The organism is Flintibacter sp. (assembly GCF_046973065.1).
This window is the reverse complement of the sequence record NZ_JBKVXZ010000059.1, coordinates 1-24400: the sequence shown is the minus strand read 5'-3', so window position 1 is coordinate 24400 and position 24400 is coordinate 1. Positions and strand designations below refer to the sequence as shown.

At 61.3% G+C, this 24400-nt stretch carries 14 protein-coding genes; 3 read left to right on the top strand and 11 right to left on the bottom strand.

All coding sequences use genetic code 11. The annotated features are described in order from the left end of the window. From ACLTXB_RS15880 to typA, 7 genes are all read right to left on the bottom strand, one after another. Positions 1 to 1013 (bottom strand): PSP1 domain-containing protein (locus ACLTXB_RS15880; protein ID WP_428227648.1); only part of this gene is annotated, 1013 nt, incomplete at its 3' end. A 742-nt stretch (positions 1014 to 1755) separates the two neighbouring features. Continuing rightward, on the bottom strand, positions 1756 to 2694 hold the full coding sequence (locus ACLTXB_RS15875) for a DNA polymerase III subunit delta (RefSeq protein ID WP_428227647.1): 939 nt from the start codon (positions 2692 to 2694) through the stop codon (positions 1756 to 1758). A gap of 39 nt (positions 2695 to 2733) precedes the next feature. Then, positions 2734 to 4044, bottom strand: coding sequence for an aminotransferase class I/II-fold pyridoxal phosphate-dependent enzyme (locus tag ACLTXB_RS15870; RefSeq protein WP_428227646.1), 1311 nt, complete (start codon positions 4042 to 4044; stop codon positions 2734 to 2736). Positions 4045 to 4065: 21 nt separating this feature from the next. Continuing rightward, positions 4066 to 5958: an LTA synthase family protein gene (locus ACLTXB_RS15865; RefSeq protein ID WP_428227645.1), complete on the bottom strand. Its 1893-nt coding sequence runs from the start codon at positions 5956 to 5958 to the stop codon at positions 4066 to 4068. Between the two features lie 428 nt (positions 5959 to 6386). After that, on the bottom strand, positions 6387 to 7898 hold the full coding sequence (locus ACLTXB_RS15860) for a peptidoglycan DD-metalloendopeptidase family protein (RefSeq protein ID WP_428227644.1): 1512 nt from the start codon (positions 7896 to 7898) through the stop codon (positions 6387 to 6389). Positions 7899 to 8115: 217 nt separating this feature from the next. Then, positions 8116 to 9570: a hypothetical protein gene (locus ACLTXB_RS15855; protein ID WP_428227643.1), complete on the bottom strand. Its 1455-nt coding sequence runs from the start codon at positions 9568 to 9570 to the stop codon at positions 8116 to 8118. A 528-nt stretch (positions 9571 to 10098) separates the two neighbouring features. Further along, positions 10099 to 11928, bottom strand: a complete 1830-nt coding sequence (gene typA, locus ACLTXB_RS15850) for a translational GTPase TypA (RefSeq protein WP_020989985.1) — start codon at positions 11926 to 11928, stop codon at positions 10099 to 10101. Positions 11929 to 12255: 327 nt separating this feature from the next. Between typA and ACLTXB_RS15845 the strand changes: the two genes are divergently transcribed. Next, the gene (locus tag ACLTXB_RS15845) at positions 12256 to 12510 is read left to right on the top strand and encodes a hypothetical protein (protein ID WP_302668489.1); all 255 of its coding nucleotides are present in this window, start codon (positions 12256 to 12258) and stop codon (positions 12508 to 12510) included. 773 nt (positions 12511 to 13283) lie between these two features. Here the strand turns inward: ACLTXB_RS15845 and murE are convergent. The 4 genes from murE to ACLTXB_RS15825 form a co-directional block, all read right to left on the bottom strand. Next, positions 13284 to 15281 (bottom strand): UDP-N-acetylmuramyl-tripeptide synthetase, encoded by a 1998-nt coding sequence (gene murE, locus ACLTXB_RS15840; protein WP_428227642.1) that lies wholly within the window; start codon positions 15279 to 15281, stop codon positions 13284 to 13286. A gap of 23 nt (positions 15282 to 15304) precedes the next feature. Next, complete coding sequence (locus ACLTXB_RS15835; RefSeq protein WP_428227641.1) at positions 15305 to 16018, bottom strand: aspartate/glutamate racemase family protein; 714 nt, start codon at positions 16016 to 16018, stop codon at positions 15305 to 15307. Between the two features lie 649 nt (positions 16019 to 16667). Next, entirely contained in the window at positions 16668 to 17882 is a 1215-nt protein-coding gene (locus tag ACLTXB_RS15830) for an ATP-grasp domain-containing protein (protein WP_428227640.1), read from the bottom strand. 52 nt (positions 17883 to 17934) lie between these two features. Beyond that, the gene (locus ACLTXB_RS15825) at positions 17935 to 19002 is read right to left on the bottom strand and encodes an alanine racemase (RefSeq protein WP_428227639.1); all 1068 of its coding nucleotides are present in this window, start codon (positions 19000 to 19002) and stop codon (positions 17935 to 17937) included. 246 nt (positions 19003 to 19248) lie between these two features. Here ACLTXB_RS15825 and miaB point away from each other — a divergent pair, with 246 nt between their 5' ends. Continuing rightward, positions 19249 to 20670, top strand: a complete 1422-nt coding sequence (gene miaB, locus ACLTXB_RS15820; protein WP_428227638.1) for a tRNA (N6-isopentenyl adenosine(37)-C2)-methylthiotransferase MiaB — start codon at positions 19249 to 19251, stop codon at positions 20668 to 20670. 714 nt (positions 20671 to 21384) lie between these two features. Next, on the top strand, positions 21385 to 23985 hold the full coding sequence (gene mutS, locus ACLTXB_RS15815) for a DNA mismatch repair protein MutS (RefSeq protein ID WP_428227637.1): 2601 nt from the start codon (positions 21385 to 21387) through the stop codon (positions 23983 to 23985). Positions 23986 to 24400 lie beyond the last annotated feature (415 nt).

The following is a 24400-nucleotide window of genomic DNA, read 5'->3' as shown; positions in this document are numbered from 1 at the left end:
GAGCTCTTGGTGGGCTTGGCGGGAGCGGGGGTGTCAAAGCCCTCGTACTGGGGAGTCTCTCCGTTGAACACCGCCTCCAGGGCGGCGGCCAGAGGAGACGCGGAGCCCTTCAGATCGGGCACCTCCTCCTTCTCCACGGGCTTGCGCAGCTTGGCCAGCTCCTCCAGGGGAGGCTCCATATAGCCCTCGGGGCGCTTGCCCTTGCCGTTGCGGACGATGCAGATCTCGCAGTTCTGATAGCACTTGGGAGTCTCCGGAGCGCTGTCCAGACGCACCTGCACCGTCTGGCGCAGCAGGTTGACGCTGGACACGGTGCCCGCTCCGTCGGGGGTCTCTACAAAGGACTCCTGCTTGGGAGAGTGCTTGACAAGGTCCTCATAGGCGTCCTGCTCATACTTCAGGCAGCACATCAGCCGCCCGCAGGTGCCGGAAATCTTGGTGGGATTCAGAGACAGGTTCTGGGTCTTGGCCATCTTGATGGAGACCGGCTGGAACTCGTCCAGGAACTGAGAGCAGCAGAAGGGCCGTCCACAGATGCCCAGACCGCCCAGCATCTTGGCCTCGTCCCGCACGCCGATTTGACGCAGCTCAATGCGGGCATGGATGGCACTGGCCAGGTCCTTTACCAGGGCGCGGAAGTCCACCCGGCCCTCGGCGGTGAAGAAGAAGAGTACCTTGTTGCCCTCAAAGCTGTACTCGGCCTCTACCAGCTTCATCTCCAGACCGTGCTGGGCGATCTTCTCCTGGCAGATCTGGAAGGCCTTGGCCTCCTTCTCCTTGTTGCGCTCCCGGACCTTTTCGTCCTCCTCGGTGGCCCGGCGCAGCACCGGGCGCAGAGGTGCGGTGAGCTCCATCTCATCGATGGGGGTGTTGCCCTGGGTACATTCGCCGTACTCCACACCCCGGGAGGTCTCGACGATCACCCCTTCGCCGGGCTGGAAGACCTCGCCGTTGGGGTTAAAATAGTACTGTTTGCCTCCGCTTTTGAAGCGGACGGAAATAATTTCAACCATGGTTGTTCTCCTTATAGGTTGTATCTCTCAATTTAAAAAGCAGGGTTCCGCCCAGCGGGGCGGGTTCCATTGTTTAGAGACGGATGTTACTTTCTGCTCGCACAGAAAGTAACCAAAGATGCGCCAAGGGGACTCCTTCGATGAACACCTCGCCGCAGGCGGGTGTTCATAGGCGTCGCCCCCCTGGACCCCCAATTACAGGGGACGCCCTCCTGAAAAACTTCTATACCCTCCCGGCGGCCCTAAGACAAGATCTGTACTCCTTCTCGCCTCGGCCCACTGGGGCCTACATGGGCAGAAATTAAAAAGGTTCTGCGCTGTACGGACACCGCCTACCTGGGCAAAACCGTGGCAGCTGGTCCGCCCGACCACCACCGCACCTAACAGGTAGGCAGGCATCAGGCGGTGTTGGATAGAACTGCCGAAGCGGAAAATTTAGGAATGGTAGGGCCTAAGGCCCGGGAGTAGAAGGGAGCATGGTCATGTCTTTGCCCGCCGGAACTTACGTACCAACCAAAGTGACCCGCCCCCGTAAAACAGGGGGACCGGGGGAAAGGTGACTATGAGCGCCCGCTGCGCGAAGGCGCTCATCGGAGCCGTCCCCCGGCGGCGTTTTGGTTACTTTGCCGCCGTGGGCAAAGTAACATCGTTTCTCCCCCGCCCCGCAGGGCGGAACCCCAGAGGCGAAGCGCAGCTTCGCACAAAGTTCTTTTGCCTACTTTTCTTTCAAGAAAAGTAGGGCTTACTTTTTTCTCGAAAAAAGTAAGGCACAGAGCCAGGGAAACAGGGCGGCGGGGCCTACGTTCAATCCCGCGGCCTGGCGCATTTCTTTCACGCCCTGAGCCGCCCGCAGTGCCCGGGCGCGGTCGGGTGCCTGGAGGATCTGATCCCCCAGAGCAGCGCCGGTGAGATCCAGCAGGCTCTGGGTGTCCTCCCGGCTCAGTTTGTCCAAGGTGAGAGAAAACTCCAGCAGCTCCAGCTCCTGACCACTCACCAACAGACGGGCCAGCTTGTCGGCCTTGTCCTTCAGGGCCTGGGCCTGTTCTCCCCCGCCGGCCAGCTGTTCCACCGCCCGGCCCAGCAGGCCCTGACAGCGATTGGCGGCGTCGGCAAGCTCATCCCGGCTGGCCTGGGGAAAACGAGCCTGGAGCCAGGCAAGGCACTCGTCGGGAGCTACCGGGTCCAGGGTGAGGGTCTCACACCGGGAGCGCACCGTCTCCAGCACGCCGCCCGCATTTTCTGCCAGCAGCAGAAAGGCGGCATAGGCCGGTCCCTCCTCCAGCAGCTTGAGCATGGCGTTCTGGGCGCTGGCGTTCATCCGGTCAGCCCCCTCCAGAATGTACACCTTCCGCTCCCCCTCGTTGGGGCGGATATAGGCGTCGGAGCGCAGGGCGCGGACCTGGTCCACATTGATAGGCTTGCCCTCCCCCGCTCCGGCAATCCAGGCGATGTCGGGGTGGATGCCACCCTGGGCTTTGCGGCACTGGGGACAGTGTCCGCAGGGGCGCTGGTGTTCCGGGGCGGTACACACCATGGCCTGGGCCAGTAGGCCGCCCAGGGTGTGCCGTCCGGAGCCCACCGGCCCGGAAATGATATAGGCGTGGGACAGTCCACGGCCTCCCTCCTGCTGGGAGAGCTGAGCCTTCAGACGGCGGTTGCCCGCCAGAGCAGAGAGTTCCATAGCGTTCCTCACATACGGTAAAAGTTTGACGATTTGATGTCAGGGGCACATAACGGGGACATCTGAATTATTATATCCTATTTCCCGCAAATAGGCCAGTTCTTTTTCCCCAATCACCTCGCCGGGAGCCACCACCGGCACGCCGGGGGGATAGGGAGCCAGCTGGCCGGCCGCAACCCGGCCCAGGCAGTTCTCCAGAGGGAGACGCTCCACCGGGGCGAACAGGGCTTCCCGCAGGGAACGAACAGGCTTGGGCATCGGCGGCGGGGGCAGGATGGGCGGTGTGCCCAGCAGGTTCCGGTGCCGCTGGAGAGCCTCTTCCAGGCGATGAAGGTCGTCCTCGCTGTCCTGGGCGGTGAGGATGAGCACCACATGGCCGCTGTCGGCCATCTCGGGCCAGATGTTCTCCCCTTCCAGGGCTTGTGCCAGGGCATTCCCATCCGGCGAGGTCAGAGTCAGCCGGGTAGGGTCTAAGCGCAGCTCTCCCTCCTGCAAGCTGGGGAAGGCGGCGCGGAGGGCGGCAGTGCGCCGGGCCACCCGGCGGTATTCCTCCATCCCTTTTCCGTCTAAATAGTCCCGGGCACAGTCCAGGGAGATCATCATGGGGTAGGACGGGCTGGAGCTGCCAAACACCGAGGTCATCTGCCGCACCCGCCGGGGGTCCACGCCGTTGGTGAACAGCAGGGCGGACTGACCCAGGGCGGGCAGGGTCTTGTGGGCGGAGCAGATGAGGGCGTCGCAGCCCGAAAAGGCGTCCACGCCTAAAAAGGGCAGGTGGGCTCCATGGGCGCCGTCCACGATCAGGTTTCCACCTCGGGCATGAATGATGAGGGAAAGTTCCTTGATATCAGACAACACTCCGGAATAAGTTGGAGATGCAATACAGATAGTTTTGATATTTGGGTGGGAATCCAGCAGGTTTTCCACATCCGTGGGGGAAATTGGGCCAGCGATCCCCTCCCCTGCCCTCCAGGGCCGGGGCAGATAGACAGGCTCCAAGTCCAGCAGAGCCAGGGCGTTGTACACCGCCCGGTGGCATCCCCGGTCGATCAGCACCTGGTCGCCGGGACGGCAGAACAGGGCCAGGGCAGCGTGGAGTCCCAGGGTGGAGCCGCCGGTAAGAAACAGGCAGTTGTCCATGCCGAACCGCTCCGCCCACAGCTTCTGGGCCGTATCAAAGGGCTCGCCGCCGGAAAAGAGGTCGCCGGTGGGCTCCACCTCGGTCACGTCCAGCGGAGCGATGGACTGAAGCTCCGGGACAGGCAGGAAGCTGCCCTTGTGGCCGGGCATGTGAAACCGGGCAGGTTTTTGTGCGGCATAGGCGCGGATGGCGTCATAGAGTGGGGTCATGGTCTGCCTCCTGTGGACCGGTCAGGACTGACCGGTGGGGTCGATTTTGTGCTGGCGGTAGTACTGGACGTAGAACAGGTCGTTGACCAGCTCCTCCTGCTCCTCCTCCAACGTGTCGGTGAGTTGTCCATCCGGAGTCAGGTAGAGGCCCTGCTGGTGGACCAGAGGAGTGGCTTGGCGGACTTCCCGGGTAAACTGGAGATAAGACGGGCCGGTCCAGCCGCACTGGTCAAAGAGCTCCTGCATCAGGAAACAGGGGGAAAAGTCCCCGCCGTCCCCCTCAAAATCGTTGTTCAATACCTCTTTGGCCGCCGAATTGGCCCAGATGAGGTAGGGGGTGGAGTAGTATTCATAGAAGCTCTCCAGGCTGGTCATGGAGAAGTCGGCTCCGATGCCCTCATAGGCGGAGTTGCCGTTGCCGCCCCAGGGCTTGTGGTCGCCGAAAAGGACCACAACCACAGGCTCCTCCATCTCCTCCAGGTCGTGGACCATGCCGGTGAGGGCGGAGATGGTCATGCTCACGCCGTGAAGGTAGTTGTTGAAGACGTGGCAGCTCTCCTCGGGCAGGCCGGTCTCCTCCGGGTCCAGATAGGCCTCGTTGGCGGTGTAGGTCCACTCGTAGGGACCGTGGTTCTGGTAGCTCACGGAGAAGGAGAAGACCGGGCCGTTGTCCTCCTCCAGCTGGGTCTGAAGGTCTTTGACGATCTCATCCACCAGCAGATAGTCGGAGTTCCACTGAGCACCCACCGGGTCCACCAGTTCCTCGTAGTGGTTCTCACTGAACCAGTACTCCTGGAAGCCCAGGTACTGGTTGATGTTCTGGCGGTTGTAGAACCAGCCGTAGCCGGGGTGGCTGCCTCGGGTGTTGTAGCCCTGGCGGTCGAAGTACCAGACATAGGAGTCGGTGGGCTGGGTAAAGTCGTCATAGCTGCTGTATCCCGTCAGGAAGCACCACTCCGTGTCCACGGTGCCGCCCGCAAAGATGTTGGTCAGCAGGTTGCCGGATACGGATTCTTCCTCCAGAGCATGCCAAGGGGCGTATACCTCCTGAACTGCCTCCACCTCGCCCAGGGCGGAGAAGTCGGTCAGGTCGCAGAAGGCCTCCAGCATGATGCCCACCACGTTGACCTTCTGATCGGCGGGAATGTCCTTCTCCTCATAGCTTTCCAGAATGGTCTGGGCCACCTGGGCGTCGTAGCCCTGGGGCTGGGAGGGCAGCAAAGTCTGCACCGTATACAGGAAGGGATAGAGCACACCGTGGGAGACGTAGACCTCGGAGTCGGACCAGGGGTTGATGAGCTCCTCCCCCGGGGTGGTCTGCTGGTAGAGGTGGCTGCTGAAGTAGGAGCCCCACAGGGCGGCGGCAAGGAGGGCCGCTGCGGAGAAAAAGCCCATCAGGCGCACAGAGAGGCGGCGCACACCCCGGGGCAGCAGGATCAGCGCCAGCAAAAGGCCCAGCCCCGCCCACAGCAGCGTGTTCTGGATCAGCGGTGTGATCTCCAGGGTGTAGCCTCCCACGATGCCGCCGGCCTCGTTGACCAGCTTGAGATCGGAGGCCAGCAGCGGGTCGCCCCGCAGCTGCATCTTGTAGAAGTTGGCCAGGGCGATGCCCAGCACCGGCAGGGCGGTGAGCAGGTAGGCGGCCCAGCAACGGCCGATCAAAAAGTAGAGCAGCCAGATGAGCAGCACCGGGGCCAGCAGGTTCAGCCACAGCAGCATGGGCTGCTGAAGGTAGTAGTCCATTAAGGCCTGGCTGGATAGCTCCGAGTCGGCCGCGGCCGCCAAAGGCAGGGTCAGCCAGCCCAGCAGCACGCCCAGGGCGGTGAGCCCCAGAGAGAGCCACAGATGGTGCCAAACCAGGTATCGGGGGTCGCTCCCTTTGGGGAAGCGGATGACACGATAGAGATGGGCCAAGAAGATCCCTCCCAAAGAAAATGTAAAATGCACGTAAAGCGTAAAGAGCAGTATAACATATTTTTTGTCAAAGAAAAAGGTATGAAGTGTGAAAGGTGCACATTTTCCACCGACTTTTCCACACCCCCGCTTTCTTGAAAGAAAGCGGGGCAAAGAACTTTGTGCAAAGCTCCGCTTTGCTTCTGGGGATGCCGCCCTGCGGGACGGGAGAGGGCGAAGTGTTCTTTCCAGCGATGGAAAGAACCAAAGATCGCCGGGGGACGGCTCCAATGAGCGCCCGCTGCGCGAAGGCGCTCATTGGAGGCGGCCCCGGCGCATCTTTGGTTACTTTCTGTGCGAGCAGAAAGTAACATTCCTCCGTTTCCAAAAAGAAAAAAATAAAAAACCCGGCCGCCAGAGCTTGGCGGCCGGGTAAGAAGAAAAACAAGTTAAGGCAGATAAGACAGAGGATTCACAGCGGTTCCGTTCACGCGGACCTCAAAGTGACAGTGCACGCCGGTGGAGCGTCCGGTGGAGCCCGCCTTGGCGATCTGCTGTCCCTTGTACACCTTGTCTCCCACCGAGACCAGCAGAGAGGAGTTGTGAGCGTAATAGGTCTGGTACCGTTGTCGTGGGTGATAATGACCAGATTGCCGTAGGAGCCCTGTAGCCGGCATAGGTGACCGTGCCGCCGTCACAGCGCGGATGGCGGCGCCGTAGGAGCAGGAGATGTCCAGGCCGGAGTGGTAGCTGTAACTGCCGAAGATATACCGCCCGCCGAAGTAGGAGGTGATGCGGCCGCTGATGGGCCACTGGTAGCTGCCGGTGGAGGCCGTCTTGGGCTTCTCCTTGGTACCCACCGCCTTGACCGTGGTGGTGGCCTCACGCAGAACGGTGGTGGAGTTCACCACGCGGTTGGTCTCTTGACCGTTAACGTAGGTGACGGTGGCGTTCACTTGGGACTCACCCTCCACACCCTGGGTGATGATCTTGCTGTTGCCTACATACATGGTGGGGTCTTCCCGGGTCTCCACGGGACATTCAATGGCCTCGGTGTAGGTCACGTCCTCCACCGTCTGCACGGACAGCACAGGAGTCAGCTCCTTCACGTTGAGCACATCGCCTACCATCAGGCGGTCCAGATTGGCCTGGGGGTTCAGGGCCATCAGGTCGCTCAGGGACATGTCGTTGGCGTAGGCGATGCCGTAGAAGGTGTCGCCCTCCACCACGGTGTAGGTGGTAGAGCCGTTGCTGTTGGCCCGCAGGGCCTGCTCCATCTCATCAATGGTCAGGATGGAGTCCACGGCGTACACGGGCTTGATTTCCACCGTGTTCAAGAACTCCACCGAGGTGGTGTTCTCCGTGGTGTACTGGTCCTTAAAGCTCTGGAGCAGGTCGTTCAGGGCGTCCTGGTCCTTGACCACGCCCACCGCCTTGCCGTCTACCACCACCTGGTACTTGCGCAGCTCACCGCTGAGATCGTCCAGCTGGGTGTAAAAGTAGTTCTGGATATCCTGCTCCGAGGACAGGTCGGAGCGCAGGGAGATGGTGAATTCATACTCCAGGTTGCCCTGTACGTGGTAGTCATAGCCCAGAATGGAGGAACCGGTGGACTCCACATTGGCAATAGCCTCATCCACCACCGAGGCGTCGGCCACCACGCCCACCGTCTCCCCGTTCACCGTGACGGCATAGCTGGGAGAGTAGAGGGCCAGCAAGGTCATGGCCACGCCCACAGCGGCGGAGCCAGCCAAAAAGGAGATGGGGCCGGTGGCCCGGTTGCCCGCCACCACGTTGTGCAGGCGGTGAGCCGCCCGCCGTCCGTGGATGCGGGACCACTCCCGGGCAGTCTTCCACCACGCCTTGGCGTTCTTTTTCCAATTTTCCCACCGCTCCCGCTCTGCTCCGGCAGCTTCGGAGGGCTGAGCGGCAGGGGTCTTCAATTCGGTGATCTCCTGCATAGTCTACCTCAAATCATACGGTCAACTCTGTCCCGGAAAGAAATGACAGAGTGGAAAAGAAATGATTACAAATTGGTTACAAAGCCACTATACACGCAAACGCACATGCCGTCAACACCTTTTTTCCAGGAAAATGATGAATTTTTTTATAACAAACCGGGAAAAGTGCAAAAAAGCACAAAAACCAGAGCGGTTTTTGTGCTTTTTTTGCAAACGCTTACCCATCCAACTCCCAGGGGACGAAGGTGAAGGACACGTCCCAGGGACTCTGGCGGTAGACCAGGTAGGAGATATCTCCCTTGCCGGGAAACTCATTTGTAACCCACCCGTTGAAGGGAACCAGGGGCAGGGTGACGGACTGGGCGCCAGCCTCCACCTGCTCCCAGGCGTATTCCAGGCGCTGATGGTAGACGGTAAAATTACAGGCATAGAGGGCCACCAGCAGCACGCACGCCCCGGCCAGAGGGAAGCGCAGCCAGTTCATACTCTTCAGACCTTGGGTACGGGCGCAGGTGTACAGCTCGCCGGCCACCAGCATGAGGACCACGTAGCCGCAAAACAGGTTCCGGGGTCCCACCGGGGAGACAAAGAGCAGCGGCCCGTTGAGGATGCACAGGGACAGGGCCAGCAGCAGAATCCGGATTTTGGCCGCTCCGCCCCGCCACTGGAGCAGAGTAATGAGCCACACGGCGGCCATCAGAAGGCCCAGGATCAGCTGTCCGTCGCTGTAAAGACTCTCCGTCCGGAACAGGTCGCCCACGGCAAAGAAGAGGCAGACCAGATGAACCAGCCCCAGCACGCCGCCCCACAGCTTCCACCAGGGACAGCCCTGGCGGCGCAGCAGCCACACCAGCAGGAAGCTAATGAGCGCAGTGGCCACAACAGGGAGAACAAAGGTGTCGGTGACAATGCGGTGAAGGTTGTCCCGGGCCAGCTCCAGCCCCACCGAGCGGGTGTCGCTACCCGCCTGGGCGTAGCCGGGAGACAGAAACATGATGGCCGCTCCCAACCAGCTGCCCAGAGCCAGAGCAAGGGCTCCCGGCAGCCGGTCGCGGCAGAAAAACCAGGCCCAGACCAGCACAGCCAAGGCCGCCAGAGCCAGATAGATGGTCACCGTCTCCATAAACAGGCAGCAGGCCAGGGCCAGCAGAGCGGTGCGGGCCAAAGAGGCGGGGCGTTTGGGATTCTTCTCCATCCAGCCCAGCAGGATCAGCAGCCCCAGCATGGGCAGCAGATAGTTGACCAGCGCCGCACCCCAGGAGTAGACCTGCTGCCACAGCCCCCGGGAGGAGATGACCACCAGGGCGGCGGAGAGCAGGAAGGCCTCTCCCCTGCCCACCGCTCTGGAGCGGAAGCGCCGGGCCAGCAGCAGGACCAGGGAAATGAGCGCGCCGCCCAGCAGCACGCCCCGGAGAAAGGCCAAGGGGGTGATATACAGCTTGGCCTGGAGCACGCCCAGCAGGTTGCCCAAGTAGCGGCCGTTGTGAGGGACACCCACCACCAGGGCGTCCTGGGTGTTGGGCCGGGTGAGGAGCAGGTCCTGCCAGCTGTCAAACTTCCAGAAGATAAAGTAGCAGTCGTCACACTCAGGGACAAACAGCAGTCCCAGCACCAGCAGAGCCAGCAAAACAAAAGGAATCGCCCAGCGGGGGGCAGAAGAATGTGATTTCATGTCAGACTCCAGCGTGATCGGCCCGGGAAACGGGCGGTAATAAAACATCCCCCGCTTTCTTGAAAGAAAGCTTGGCAAAGAACTTCCTGCGAAGCTTCGCTTCGCCCCCGTCCTTTCCTGAGTTCCGCTTGCTTTTCCTTTCAGGCGGTGGACGGCCATTAAAATCGCCTCTACGGTAAAACCTTTCGGCTGTGCGTAGAGGCGAATATCATCTGCTCGGTACGAACCAATTATCTTGGCTTTGCCCAGGCAGGCGGTGTTATTTCTGTGCAGCAATGCGGAATTTCACATACACAGGGCCTAAGGCCCGAGGCAAGAAGGAGACAGGGTCATGTCTTTGCCCGCCGGATGAATTCTGCCATGCCGCCAGGAGGGTGTCCCACGTAACTGGGGGCATGGGGGAAAGGTGACGGTGAGCGCCGCCTGTGGCATGGCGCTCACCGGAGCCGTCCCCCAGTCACTCTTTGGTTCCTTTCTGGTGATCCAGAAAGGAACCCGCCCCGCAGGGCGGAACCCTTCTCTAATAACTTAACCTTTTTTCTTGGAAGCCAGCTTCATGCGCTCGCCGTGATCCAGGATGCGCTTACGCAGACGCAGGTTCTCGGGGGTGCACTCCAGCAGCTCGTCGTCGGCCAGGAACTCCAGGCACTGCTCCAGGCTCATCTGCTTGGGAGGAGTCAGGCGCAGGGCGTCATCGGAGCCGGAGGCGCGCATGTTGGTCAGCTGCTTCTTCTTACACACGTTGACGGAGATATCCTCAGCCTTGGGGGTCTCACCCACGATCATGCCGGCGTAAACGGGCACGCCAGCGCCGATGAACAGAGTGCCGCGCTCCTGGGCGTTGAACAGACCGTAGGTCACGGCGTCGCCGGTCTCGAAGGCCACCAGAGAGCCGGTGCTGCGGCGCTGGATCTCGCCCTTCATGGGAGCGTACTTCTCAAAGACGGAAGCCATGATGCCCTCGCCCTTGGTGTCGGTGAGGAACTCGTTGCGGTAACCGAACAGGCCGCGGGAAGGAACCAGGAACTCCAGCTTGGTGCGGTTGCCCACGGGGTTCATGGACTGGAACTCGCCCTTGCGGGAGCCCAGCTTCTCCATCACCGCGCCCACGCAGTCGTTGGGCACGTCGGCCACCAGGCGCTCGATGGGCTCGCACTTCTTGCCGTCGATCTCCTGGTAGAGCACACGGGGGGGAGAAACCTGGAACTCATAACCCTCACGGCGCATGGTCTCCATCAGGATGGACAGAGACATCTCGCCGCGGCCGGCTACATTAAAGGAGTCGGTGGAGTCCTCCATCTCGGTGACCTTCAGGGACACGTCCTTCAGAGTCTCACGGAACAGGCGGTCCCGCAGCTGGCGGGAGGTGACGAACTTGCCCTCCTTGCCCGCGAAGGGAGAGTCGTTGACGGAGAAGGTCATCTCAATGGTGGGAGCGGAGATCTTTACGAACTCCATGGGCTCCACGCAGTCGGGAGCGCAGATGGTGTCGCCGATGGTGATGTCGCCGATGCCGCTCATGGCAATGATGTTGCCGGCGGTGGCCTCGGTGACAGGCACCTTGGCCAGACCGTCAAACTGATACAGGGCGGTAGCCTTGGCCTTCTTGGCGGGAGCGTCGGGATCGTGGTAGTTGCACACGGCGATCTCCTGGTTCTGCTTGATGGTGCCCCGCTCGATGCGGCCAATGGCGATACGGCCCACGAACTCGCTGTAATCGATGGAGCTCACCAGCATCTGGAAGGGAGCTTCCTCGTCCACGTCGGGAGCGGGGATATACTCCAGAATGGTGTCGAAGAGAGGCTTGAGGTCGCTGCCCGCCTCGTCAGGCTGGACGGAGGCAGTGCCCTGACGGCCGGAGCAGAAGAGCATGGGGCTGTCCAGCTGCTCGTCGGTGGCGTCCAGATCCATCAGCAGCTCCAGCACCTCGTCGATGACCTCGTAGACACGCTGGTCGGGACGGTCGATCTTGTTGACCACCACGATGACCCGGTGGCCCAGCTCCAGGGCCTTGGACAGCACGAAGCGGGTCTGAGGCATGGGGCCCTCGGCGGCGTCCACCAGCAGGATAACGCCGTTGACCATCTTCAGAATACGCTCCACCTCGCCGCCGAAGTCGGCGTGGCCCGGGGTGTCCACGATGTTGATCTTCACATCGCCGTACTGCACGGCGGTGTTCTTGGCGGTAATGGTAATGCCGCGCTCACGCTCCAGATCGTTGGAGTCCATCACGCGCTCCACCACAGTCTGGTTCTCGCGGTAGACGCCGGACTGCTTGAGCATCTGGTCCACCAGGGTAGTCTTGCCGTGGTCGACGTGAGCAATAATGGCGATATTTCTCAGCTTCTCATTCTTCATCTGCAAATTCCTCCTGTATGCCGTCAGCCGCTCCCCTGCGAAGCAGCACAATACGCTTTGACGAAACATTATACCGCCAGATGGCGGAAAAAGCAACGGTCCGTGAAAAAATCTCACACAAATTTGACGTAAAACCACCCCTCTCTTCCAGAAAAAAAGACGGCAGGGCGGTGGAAAGAGATGTGGAAAAGTGTGTGGAAAGTGTGTAAAACCGAAAAGATGTTCGACAGCTCTTGACAAACTCGAACATATGTTGTATCTTACGAATAGAACATCTGTTCTTGACTCCCATGGAGCAGGAAGTGGAGGATACAGGGAGGGAACGCCATGCAGACCGTATATCAGACCATCTCCATCCGACCCCGGTGGGAGGCTCCCAGGGCGGAGGAAAAGATCATTGATCTGGCCCAGTACCGCCGGAAGCTGGAGCGGGAGCAGCAGACGGAGTGGGAAGAGCCGGACGTGCAGCCCCGGGTCCGGTCCAGCCAGCGGCGCAACCGCTGGGGGCTCTACTGGGATGCGGTGGCCAGTTTGGGCGTAGTGGCCATGGCGGTGACCTTCTGCGTGGAGCTGCTGCTGTGAGGCTTAATTTATAAAGAGGAAGGATTCCGACCTGAGGGGCGTCCTACTTTGCCCGCGGCGGCAAAGTAGGCAAAACGCCGCCGGGGAACGGCTCCGATGAGCGCCTTCGCGCAGCGGGCGCTCATAGTCACCTTTTCCCCGGACCCCTCTTTACGGGGGACGCTCTCCTGAGAACTTGGTACTTGCGTCCGGCGGCTCCGAACACATGACCTTGCGTTCTTCTTGCCTCGGCCCACAGGGGCCTATCTGGTTAGAAATTAAGAAGTGTCTGCGCTGTACGGACACCGCCTACGCTGGCAAAGCTGTGGCAGCTGGTCCACCGACCACCGCCGCACTGAACAGGTAGGCAGGCAGCAGGCGGCGTGCGATAGAATCAAACAGCACACAAATTTGGATGGCAGAAAGGCCCTATGGCCTGAGAGTAGGACGGAAACAGATCTTGATTTTGCCCGCCGGGTTTTACCAAAAGCCCGAAGTTGCCCGCCCTCGTAAACGGGGGCTTGGGGGCAAGCCGCCGGTGAGCGCCGCCGCAGGCTGGGCGCTTACCGAAGGCGGCCCCTTGGCGCATCTCAAGGTGAATTGCCCCAGAGGGGCAAGAGAGGGTGGCCTGGGCCATTGGTTACTTTCTGTGCGAGCAGAAAGTAACACCCGTCCCCATAAAAACAAAAAACTTATCCACATTTTTATCAAAGCCTGTGGACAAAAAACCGGAACCTGAGCAGCTCCAAGAGCCGCCAAGGTTCCGGTTTTTCATTGCTTATTGAAACGAAAAGTCAGGCAGAAATACAAATGCCCAGCACCCGCTGCCCCAGGGCATCCAGCAGCAGCACGTGCTCCCCAGTCCGGGACAGGATCACGCAGCGGCCCACGCCGCCTTCCACCGCCTGGAGGGCCAGCTTCAAGGTCTCGGCCAGAGCGGCGGGCAGCGAACCCTCTTCCAGCAGGGCGGCGGCCTTCTTGCCGTCCATGCGGAGAAGTTCTGCCTGGCGGTTCTCTCCCAGAGCCAGGGAGGGCTCCTCGTCCACGAAGTAGATAAGTTTATCCACATGCATGCTCTGCGCGGTGGACAAAGCCTGCGCCCGGTCCTGCATCAGAACTGCGGTGCCTCCCGCGGCCGTGATGGCGGCGGCATCGGCGGCAATGTCCTGTCCGTTTTCCGGCAGACAGATGACAAAGGTCTTGCCCTTCAACTGCTCCAGAGCAGGCAGGGTCTCCAGCGCCTTTTGGGCCGGAGCGGCGGGGGTGAGACGGTGGCGCAGGTCGTACTCCTGCAAAAACGCCTGGACATACTCCACGTCGGTAGGGGTGTCGATATACTCGGTGCCCCGCTTCTGCCGGGTCTCCCGGCCTTTGCCGGTGAGCAGCAGCACCGTGGGGCGCTCACTCTCCAGCACCGCCTGGCGAATGGCCTCGCCCCGGTTGGCAATGATGCGGCAGCGGGCTTTGCCCTTTTCCACGTTGGGCCGGATTTCCTGGCAGATGTCCAGGGTGTCCTCCTCCCCGCTGTCCTCCTCGGTGAGGTACACCCGGTCACACCAGGCACCGGCAGCTTCGCCCAGGTCGTGGCGGCGGTCGTAGGCTTTTTTGCCCGGGCAGCCGAAGACGATGGCCAGCTCCCGCTGGGGGTACTCCGCCCGGACGGAGGAAAAGAGGGTCTCAAAGCTCAGGCGGTTGTGGGCGTAGTCCACAATGGACAGCACCTGCCCGTCGGCGTTGGCGTACACCTCCATGCGGCCGGGCACCCGCGCCCGCACCAGTCCGTCGTACACCGCCCATTCGGGGATGTCCAGGGCCTCGCACAGGGCGGCGGCTCCCAAGGCGTTCTCTACGTTAAAGAGACCCGGCATGGTCAGCCGCATCTGGCGGGTGTACCGGGGGGTGCGCAGGGTGAAGAGGATCTGTCCATCCTCCTTGTGTACGTCGCTGGCGTACACCTGGGCGGCTGGGTCCTTCTGGGAAAAGGTGATGATGGGCGCTCCGGCGGCCTGGGCGGCCTCCAGTACCCGCTGGGCGTGGTCGCAGTCCAGGTTCACACAGCTGATGTGGGCCTGGGCAAAGATCTTCAGCTTGGAGGCAAAGTAGTCCTCAAAGTCGGGGTGCTCGATGGGGGAAATGTGGTCGTAGCCGATGTTGAGGAAGCAGGCGGCGGCAAACTCGGTACACAGGGAGCGGTGGTACTTCAGCGCCTGGCTGGACACCTCCATAGTCACATACTCCAGCCCCGTCTGGGCGGCGTTGGCGAAGTGGCGCTGGAGGTCCAGAGGCTCTGGGGTGGTGAGGTGGGACTCAAAGCGCTTCACACCGTCGTAGGTGTCGATGGAGGAGACAACGCCCGTCTCCCCTCTCCCCTGGCTCTCCTGGTAGCGGTCCAGGATGGACTTCATATAGTAGGCGGTGGATGACTTGCCCTTGGTGCCGGTGATGCCGATGACCTTCACCTTGCCGGAGGGGTGGTCGTAGAAGCGGTCGGCCAGCGGGGCCAGCACCTTTCGGGTGTCGGTAATGGCGATGCGGGGCAGGCCGGGGACGGTGTCCTCCTCCTGGCTGACGCAGGCCATGGCGCCCTGGTCCCGGGCCATCTCCAGGAATTTGGTCTGGAAGTGGGCGCCCTTGCGGATAAACAGGGTGCCGGGGGCCACCTGCCGGGAGTCGCAGGTGAGGCCGGTGACGCGCTGGCTCCGGTCCAGGCCGTCAGGGATAGGGGCGGCAAGCAGGTTCTGCTCTGCGAGCAGGTCCAGATAGTCGCCCAGGGTATGAACGGGGATGGTCATAGCGGATACCTCCCAAATGGAAATCAGAATACAGCCCGCAGAGGCTTATGGCACAGTTCAATGGAGCGCTGGGCCAGCACGGCCATAGCGTCCACGTAGAAGGGAGACAGGTGGTGCTGGTTGGCAAAGACGGACAACTCGGTGCAGGCCAGCACAGCGCAGTCGCAGCCCTGCTCCACCAGGTCCTTGGTAAAGGCGGCAAACTTCTCCGGGTCCCCCGCCTTGCCCGCTTTGATGTCGTCATAGATGAGAGACATGACCTGCTTTTGAGCGGCGGGCCGGGGTGCGGCGGCGTAGATGCCGAAGGCGGCAAATTCCCGCTGGTACAGACCGGTGCGGATGGTGCCGTCGGTGGCCAGGATGCCGGGGCGCTTTTTCCCCTGGCTTACCAGCAGCCGGGCGGTCTCCCGGATCATGTGGACGATGGGGATGGAGATTTGCTCCTGCACCCGGTCCAGGAAGTAGTGGGAGGTGTTGCAGGGCACCGCGATGGCGGTGCACCCCGCCCTCTCCAGCATGCGGGCGTCGGAAAGCAGGCGCTCATAGACCTCGTCCTTCTGTGCCTGGGTGCCCAGGATGGCCGCGGTGCGGTCGGGCATGGCGCAGTCGGAAAAAATCAGCACCGAGAGGTGCTCCTGATCGGTGCGGGCGTCGGTGCGGTCGATGATATATTGATAAAAGGTGTTGGTGGCCTGGGGGCCCATGCCCCCGATGACGCCAAGACGGTCGTTGCTCATCTAAAATACCTCATTTAATTGGGGCGAATATATCGTAGGGGCGACCTGCGGTCGCCTAAGGAGACGGATGTTACTTTCTGTACGCGCAGAAAGTAACCAAAGACGCGCCAAGGGGGCTCCTTCGACGAACACCTGGCTTACGCCGGTGTTCATAGGCGTCGCCCCCCTGGACCCCCATTTTACGGGGGACGCCCTCCTGAGGGATGGGAAGTTTTATCCGGCGGGCAAAGACAAGTCCATCTGGTCTTTCTTGCCTCGGGGGCACTGGCCCCTACCCGGTCAGAAATTTCAAAGTGTCTGTGCTGTGCGGACGCCGCCTACTCTGGCAAAACCGTGGCAGCTGGTCCACCCGACCACCGCCGCACCCAACAGGTAGGCAGGCACCAGGCGGTGTACGGTAGAGCCGCCCGCCTATAAATTTTAAATCGGTAGGGCCTAAGGCCCGAGAGTAGAACGGGAACAGAACTTGGTTTTGCCCGCCGGAACTGACTGCCCGGCCGAAGTGACCCGCTCCCGTAAAAGGGGTCCGGGGAAAAGCTGACTGTGAGCACCACCGCAGGTAGGTGCTCACCGGAAGCGCTCCCCGGCGGCGGTTTGCCTACTTTGCCGCCGTGGGCAAAGTAGGCCGCCCTGCAGGGCGGAACCCTCTTTACTCCTGCGGCTTCTTGTTATACTTCTCAAACCGCTTCATATTTCCCAGGTGATTCTTCCACACCCGCAGGCGGCGCTTGAGGGACGCATCCCCTTCATACACCAGGGAGTGGTGATCGGCTCCGGCGCGGATGAGGGACTTCATCTCCTGGTGATACTTCTTGGGAGTGAAGTCAAAGGCCACCTTTTTGGGCACCATCCGCCACAGAGAGCGGTTCTTGGTGATCTCAAAGGGCAGCTCCTTCTCCTCCACCCGGTCCTCCACCACCAGCTTGGCAATATTATGCCCCGATCCGGTGACATAGTAGTTGCTTCGGCCCTGGCGGCAGTTGATTTCAAAGGCCTTGTATTTGCCGTCCCGCTGGTCGTACTTGATGTCAAAGTTGGAGAAGCCGGTAAAGTGCAGGTTCTCCAGCAGTCCCTTGATTTTCTGGGACAGCTCCTCGTCGTGCTCGGTAAGGATGACGGCGTGGTTGCCGATGCCATGGGGGGAGTGCTCCTCCAGCAGCACGTGGCCCAGACACATGAGCTTCACCTTGCCGTTGCGGTCGGAGTAGTTGGTCAGCACCCGCATGTAGGTGTCGTCTCCGGGGATGAACTCCTGGAGCACCATGTGATCGGGGTAACCGGCGGCGTACACCTGATCCAGGGCGGCAAGCAGCTCCTCCCAGCTCTGGCAGATGTAGACCTTGGCCAGCTCGTGCACGCCGCAGGCCCAGTAGGCCACGCTGTCGGCGGGCTTGGCGATGTAGGGCGGTCCCCAGGGCAGGGTGAAGTCGTGGCCCATGGATTTGTCGTAGATGAAGGTGGCGGGGTGGTCGATGCCGTGCTGGTCACACAGAGCGTAAAACTTCTCCTTGTTGATGAGGGTGTCCAGCAGCTCGCCGTCAATGTAGGGTGCAATGGCGTTTTCCGGCAGCTGGTCCTTGCAGTGGGCGGCCAGCTGGACATAGCTGTCGCCGCAGCCCATGACCAGGACCTTCTTGTCCGGAAATTCCTTGCACACCTGAGCTACATTCTTGCGGAAGGCGTCGGCGCTCTCGTTGTCGGCGCACACCCGGTAGTCGATGATGGCGCTGCCGTGGCAGGGGAAGGAGGGGTAGCGGCCGTAGGCAATGCTCTTGACGCCGTAGGCCTCATGGAAGGCACGGGCCACGCTGTACACGTTGATATCGCCGCCAAACAGCAGCGGCTGGAAGGATAACTCACTCATAGCAGGATAACTCCTTTTGTTTCCTTATGGTAATATCTGCGGAAAACCCGCATTATCGAAATTCAATGGGCATACCCCGGGCATAGAGGGGATCCAGGTCAAAGGCGGCCACATCTCCCGCGGAGCACTTCACATCGGTGACATTCAAGATGGTCTCGGAGGCGCCGATGGAACCGATGACCCGCACCCGCTGGCCGTTGAGACGCACGGTACGGTTGCGGCTGCGCCGCCAGGCCCGCCACAGCTCCAGCAGGCTCTGACTCCTGGGGCGCTCCACCCCAAAGCCGTTCTGGTAACCCACCGGCAGGACAGCCACCCGGGTGGGCTTTTTCATGGCGATGAGCTTGTCCGCGCCCACGGTGTGCCCCTTGGGCAGCCAGCGCACCTCGGTGATGGAGGCCTCGCCGTAGCCCACGGTGGTCAGTCCGTCCCCTTTCGTGCGGCGGCAGCGGCCCAGAATGGCCGACCCGGCCCGCACCGCGTCCAGGCGGGCGTCATCAAAGTGCATCAGGGCGAAGGAACCGGCGGCGTGGACGGTGCCGGTCTCAAAACCTGCCTGGTGGATGGCCTCCAGTACCTGCTGGAATTGCTTGAGCTGGCCGTCCACCTCCTGGCTCTTGCCGGTGACGGCGTGGAGCTGGGTGTAGATGCCGGACAGAGCCACGTTGGGCAAAGAGCGGTAGGCCAGCAGGATCTTCTCCGGCTCGGAGATGAGAAATCCCCCAAAGCCCAGGCCGGTGTCCACCTGGATGTGTGCCTCGGCTACGGTGGAGCGGTTCTCCGCCACGGCGTTCAGGGCCAGGCCGGTGTCCACGGACGAGACGGTGCACACCACGCTCAGGTCCACCAGCCGTTCCAGCTCGTCCCGGTCCACAGTGGAGCGCAGCATCAGGATCTCCTCAGTCTCAAAGCCCGACTCCCGCAGCAGCTGGGCCTCCTCCACCGAGTTGACGCCGAAGCGGGTCACACCGGCGTCCCGGAGCAGCCGGGCCAGGCGCACGGCGCCCACACCGCCTCCCTGGCCGGACACCACGCCGTACAGGGCGGCGCCCTGGGCCCGCTCCTTGATCACTGCCATATTGTTTCGGATGGCGGAGCGTTCAATGATCAATCTGCGCATGGCGGTATGACTCCCTTCTCTGTCTGCCGGCAAGCTTGGCCGTGGGATCTCCTGGAATATTTTATTTTATCACCATATCAGGGAAAAGGCAACGGAACGCAAGGGGCCGTGGAGAGAAACCAGGGGTAGTTTTCCCAAGGTTTACAAAAAGTTTATAAATGCTTCCACCCCCCTCTGGCCTTGTTTCAGGGGCCAAAAAATGATATAATACTATGATTAAACTAATAAATTAGTATGGAGGACTCCATGGAACGTAATACAACCACCATTTCCCGGGAGGACATCGCCCGGCAGATGGATCATTGTCACGCCGTCGCCCAGATCAATGCCCAGCGTCCCCAGCCCCCTCTGGCCTTTGTGGATACCTACGGCTGTCAGCAGAATGAGGCCGACTCCGAGCGCATCCGCGGCTATCTCCAGGAGATGGGCTACGGCTTCACCCAGGACGAGGAGCAGGCCGACGTCATTGTCATCAACACCTGCGCCATCCGGGAGCACGCCGAGCAGCGGGTACTGGGCAACCTGGGCGCTCTGGTGCATGTAAAGCGCCGCCACCCCGGCCAGCTCATCTGCCTGTGCGGCTGCATGGCCCAGGAGGCCCATGTGGCTCAGAAGGTGAAGGAGTCCTACCGCCATGTGGACCTGGTCTTTGGTCCCCAGGTGCTGTGGCGCTTCCCCGAGTTCATCCACAGCCTGCTCACCGCCCGGGGCCGGGTGTTCCAGACCCCCGACCTGCCCGGTTCCATCGCCGAGGGCATCCCCGTGGTGCGCCAGGATAAGGTGAAGGCCTGGGTGTCTATCATGTACGGGTGCAACAACTTCTGCTCCTACTGCATCGTGCCCTATGTCCGGGGCCGGGAGCGCTCCCGCCAGCCGGAGGATATCCTCTCCGAAGTGCGGCAGCTGGTGGAGGAGGGGTATAAGGATATTACCCTGCTGGGCCAGAACGTAAACTCCTACGGCAAGGACCTGGAAAATCCCATGGACTTTGCAGACCTCCTCTCCAAGGTCAACGACATCCCCGGGGACTTCCTCATCCGCTTTATGACCTCCCACCCCAAGGACGCCACCCAGAAGCTCTTTGAGACCATGGCTCGGTGCGAGAAGGTGGCTCCCGTGCTCCACCTGCCCTTCCAGGCGGGCAACGACCGCATCCTGAAGGTGATGAACCGCCGCCACACCCGGGAGCAGTATCTGGAAAAGATCCGGGTGCTGAAGGCCCTCATCCCCGACATCGTGCTCACCTCCGACGTGATCGTGGGCTTCCCCGGGGAGACCACCGAGGAGTTTGAAGATACCCTGAAGGTGCTGGAAGAGGTGCGCTACGACGCCCTGTTCACCTTCATCTACTCCCCCCGTGTGGGCACCCCCGCCGCCAAGATGGACGACCCCATGCCCCGGGAGGAGAAGCTTGCTAACTTCAACCGCCTGGTGGCCCTCCAGGACAAAATCTCCGAGGAAAAGCACGCCGCCTACATCGGCAAGACGGTGCGCTGCCTCATCGACGGCCAGGGGGATGATGCGGAGTATCCCTTTACCGCCCGGACGCCGGGGAACCGTTTGGTGAGAGTGAAGGGCGGTACTGCTGATGATGTGGGGCAGTTCCGGGAGATCAATATTATTGGGGCCAATAAGTGGTCACTTTACGGAGAATTGGCAGAAAAATAACTATTTTTTGTAGAGACGGGAGTTGTTCTTTCCAGCGATGGAAAGAACCAAAGATCGCCGGGGGACGGCTCCGATGAGCGCCTACGTGGAGCGGGCGCTCAAAGTCGCCTTGTCCCTACCCCCTCTGGCCCTTCGGGCCATCTCCCCCTGACAGGGGGAGTCGGCCCCCGGTCCCCCTGTTTACGGGAGCGGGTCACTTTGGGCTTTTGGTAGCTTTCGGCGGTCCTAAGCTTTGACCGTGCTCCCTCCTACTCCCGGGCCTTAGGCCCTACCAATCTAAAATTTACAGGCGGGCGGCTCTAATGCACACCGCCTAGTGCATCCCTACCTGTTGGGTGCGGCGGTGGTTGGATTGCCGCCAGCAACTGCCCAGCCACCTTGGCTCTGCCAGACTAGGCGGTGTCCGTACAGCGCGGATACTTCTAAATTTTTGACCCGGCAGGGGCCAGTGCCCCCGAGGCAAGAAGCATCACAGATCTTGTCTTTGCCCGCCGAGAGGTCATAATCAATCCCTCAGGCAGGTGTCCCCCGTAGCTGGGGGTCCGGGGGTAAGAGACTATGAACACCCGCCCTTGGCGAGGTGTTCATCGGAACGCAACCCCCGGGGCATTTTTGGTTCCTTTTTGGGCAAACAAAAAGGAACCCGCCCCGCAGGGCGGAACCCTCTCAAAACACAGAAAAAAGAAACTCACAACGCAGAAAGACGGTGAACCCATGGCAGAACTGACCCCCATGATGAAACAATATCTGGAGATGAAGGACCGCAACCCGGACTCCATTTTGTTTTTCCGACTGGGCGATTTTTATGAAATGTTCTTCGACGACGCCAAGCTGGTGTCCAAGGAGCTGGACCTGACCCTCACCACCCGGGACCGGAACAAGCCCCCGGAGGAGCGCACCCCCATGTGCGGCGTGCCCTACCACTCCTGTGAGAGCTACATTGCCCGGCTCATCGCCAAGGGCTACAAGGTGGCCATCTGCGAGCAGACCGAGGACCCTGCCACCGCCAAGGGGCTGGTGGACCGGGATATCATTCGCATCATCTCCCCGGGCACCGTTATTTCTGCCTCCATGCTGGAGGAGGGAAAAAACAACTTCCTCAGCGCCGTCTATGCTGACGAGTCGGGGGTAGGCCTGTGCCTGTGTGATATCTCCACCGGCGAGGTGTTTGCCACTTCCTTCCCTGCCGGACCGGAGGCCCGGGACCACCTGGAAAACGAGCTGGGCCGCTTCCACCCCACCGAGGCGGTGCTCTCGGAGGGGGCCTGGGCGCTGGCGGGCCTCACCGACTTTTTGAAGGACCGGCTGGACTGCATGTGCCAGCACTGGGAAGAGGAGGGCTTTGCCCTGGACCATGCCCAGGAGATGGTGGATAAGCAGTTCACCGCCGGGCTGGAGACCCTGCCTGCCGGGGACACCGCTGCTGTCCAGGCTACGGGCGGGCTGCTCCGCTACCTCTATGACACCCAGAAAACCGATCTGGGTCACATCGCCGCCTTCTCCTACTACACTACGGGCCAGTTTATGGAGCTGGACCTCACCGCCCGGCAGACTCTGGAGCTCACTGAAACCCTGCGGGGCAAAGAGAAGAAAGGCTCCCTCCTGTGGGTCATGGATAAGACCCGCACCCCCATGGGCCACCGCCTCATCCGGGGCTGGATGGAGCGGCCCCTCCTCTCCCCCGTGCAGATCGCCAGGCGGCAGCAAGCGGTGGGCGACCTGGTGGAGGACATCATCACCCGGGAAGAGCTGACCCTCACCCTGCGGGAGGTCACCGACCTGGAGCGGCTCATTGGCCGGGTGGTGTACGGCACCGCCGGAGGCCGGGACCTCACCGCCCTGGCCGCAGGCCTGGGTAAGCTGCCCCGCATTCGGGAGCTGCTCTCTCCCTGCTCCTCTGCCCTGCTCCAGTCTTTGGCCGAGCAGCTGGATGATCTGCCCGAACTGCGGGAGCTTCTCCAGCGTGCCCTGGTGGACGAGCCTCCCTTCTCCGTGCGGGAGGGCAAGTTCATCCGGGAGGGGTACAGCGAAGAGGTGGACCGGCTGCGCAACGTGATGGACCACGGGGCGGACATGCTGGCCGACCTGGAGGCCCGCACCAAGGAGCAGACCGGCATCAAGAACATGAAGGTGGGCTATAACAAGGTCTTTGGCTACTACATCGAGGTGGCCAAGTCCCAGACCAACCTGGTACCCGAGGGCTGGGTGCGCAAACAGACCACCGTCAATTCCGAGCGTTACATCTCCCAGGAGCTGAAAGATCTGGAGCACACTATCCTCTCCGCCCAGGACAAGGTGGTAGCCCTGGAGTATCAGCTCTTCTGCGAACTGAAGGACACCGTCTGCCGCCACGTCACCCAGGTGCAGAAGAGCGCCGCCGCCGTGGCCCAGGTGGACGTGCTCAACTCCTTTGCCACCGTGGCCGCCGCGGGCAATTACTGTATGCCCCAGGTGGACAATTCCTCGGTGCTGAACATCGTGGAGGGACGCCACCCGGTGGTAGAGAAGATGCTCAAGGACTCCCTCTTTGTCCCCAACGACACCCACATGGACGACGGGGACGACCTGTGCGCCATCATCACCGGCCCCAACATGGCGGGCAAATCCACCTACATGCGCCAGGTGGCCCTCATTACTCTCATGGCCCAGATGGGATCCTTTGTCCCCGCCAAGTCCGCCCACATCGGAGTGGTGGACCGGGTGTTTACCCGCATCGGAGCCAGCGACGACCTGAGCGCGGGCCAGTCCACTTTCATGGTGGAGATGACCGAGGTGGCCCAGCTGCTGAAAAACGCCACCCGCCGCTCCCTGCTCATCTTGGACGAGATCGGCCGGGGCACCTCCACCTACGACGGCATGGCCATCGCCCGGTCGGTGCTGGAGTACTGCGCCGACAAGCGGCGGCTGGGGTGCAAGACCCTCTTTGCCACTCATTACCACGAACTTACCGTCCTGGAGGGCGAAATCCCCGGGGTAAAAAATTACAATATTGCCGCCAAAAAGCGGAAAGACCAGGTGATTTTCCTCCGGAAAATCGTCCGGGGCGGAGCCGACCAGAGCTATGGCATCGAGGTGGCCCAGCTGGCGGGCGTACCCGACCGGGTCATCAAGCGTGCCCGGGAGATTTTGAAGGACCTGGAAGCCGGAGGCGTGGAGCGCCCGGTGGCTGCCGTCCAAGAGGACAGCGGGCAGGTGTCTCTGGGAGATCTGGGGGGCGAGACGGTGCTGAAGAAGCTGCGCATGACCGATGTGAATATCCTCTCGCCTATTGAAGCGCTGAATCTGCTGAATGAATTGAAGCAGGACCTGAACTAAAGTTCTGTGTAATCTTGTAGGGACGGGGGATGTTCTTTCCAGCGATGGAAAGAACCAAAGATCGCCGGGGGACGCCTTCGATGAGCACTTGGCTTTGCCAGTGCTCATAGGCGGCTTTCCCCCGGTCCCCCATTTACGGGGGCGTGTCCCTTCGGTTGTTTTGTAATCCCCGGCGGTCCTAAGTTTTGACCGTGCCTCCCTCTCTTCTCGGGCCTTAGGCCCTTTTGCCATCAAAATTTGAGGGTATTGCCGTTCTATCGCACAACCGCCTGGTGCCCACCTACCTGTTTGGTGCGGCGGAGGTCGGGCGGATGCCTCGGCAACTGCCCAGCTGCCACGGTTTTGCCGGGGTAGGCGGTGTCCGTACAGCGCAGATACTCCGAAATTTTTAACCCGGTAGGGGCCTGTGTCCCCG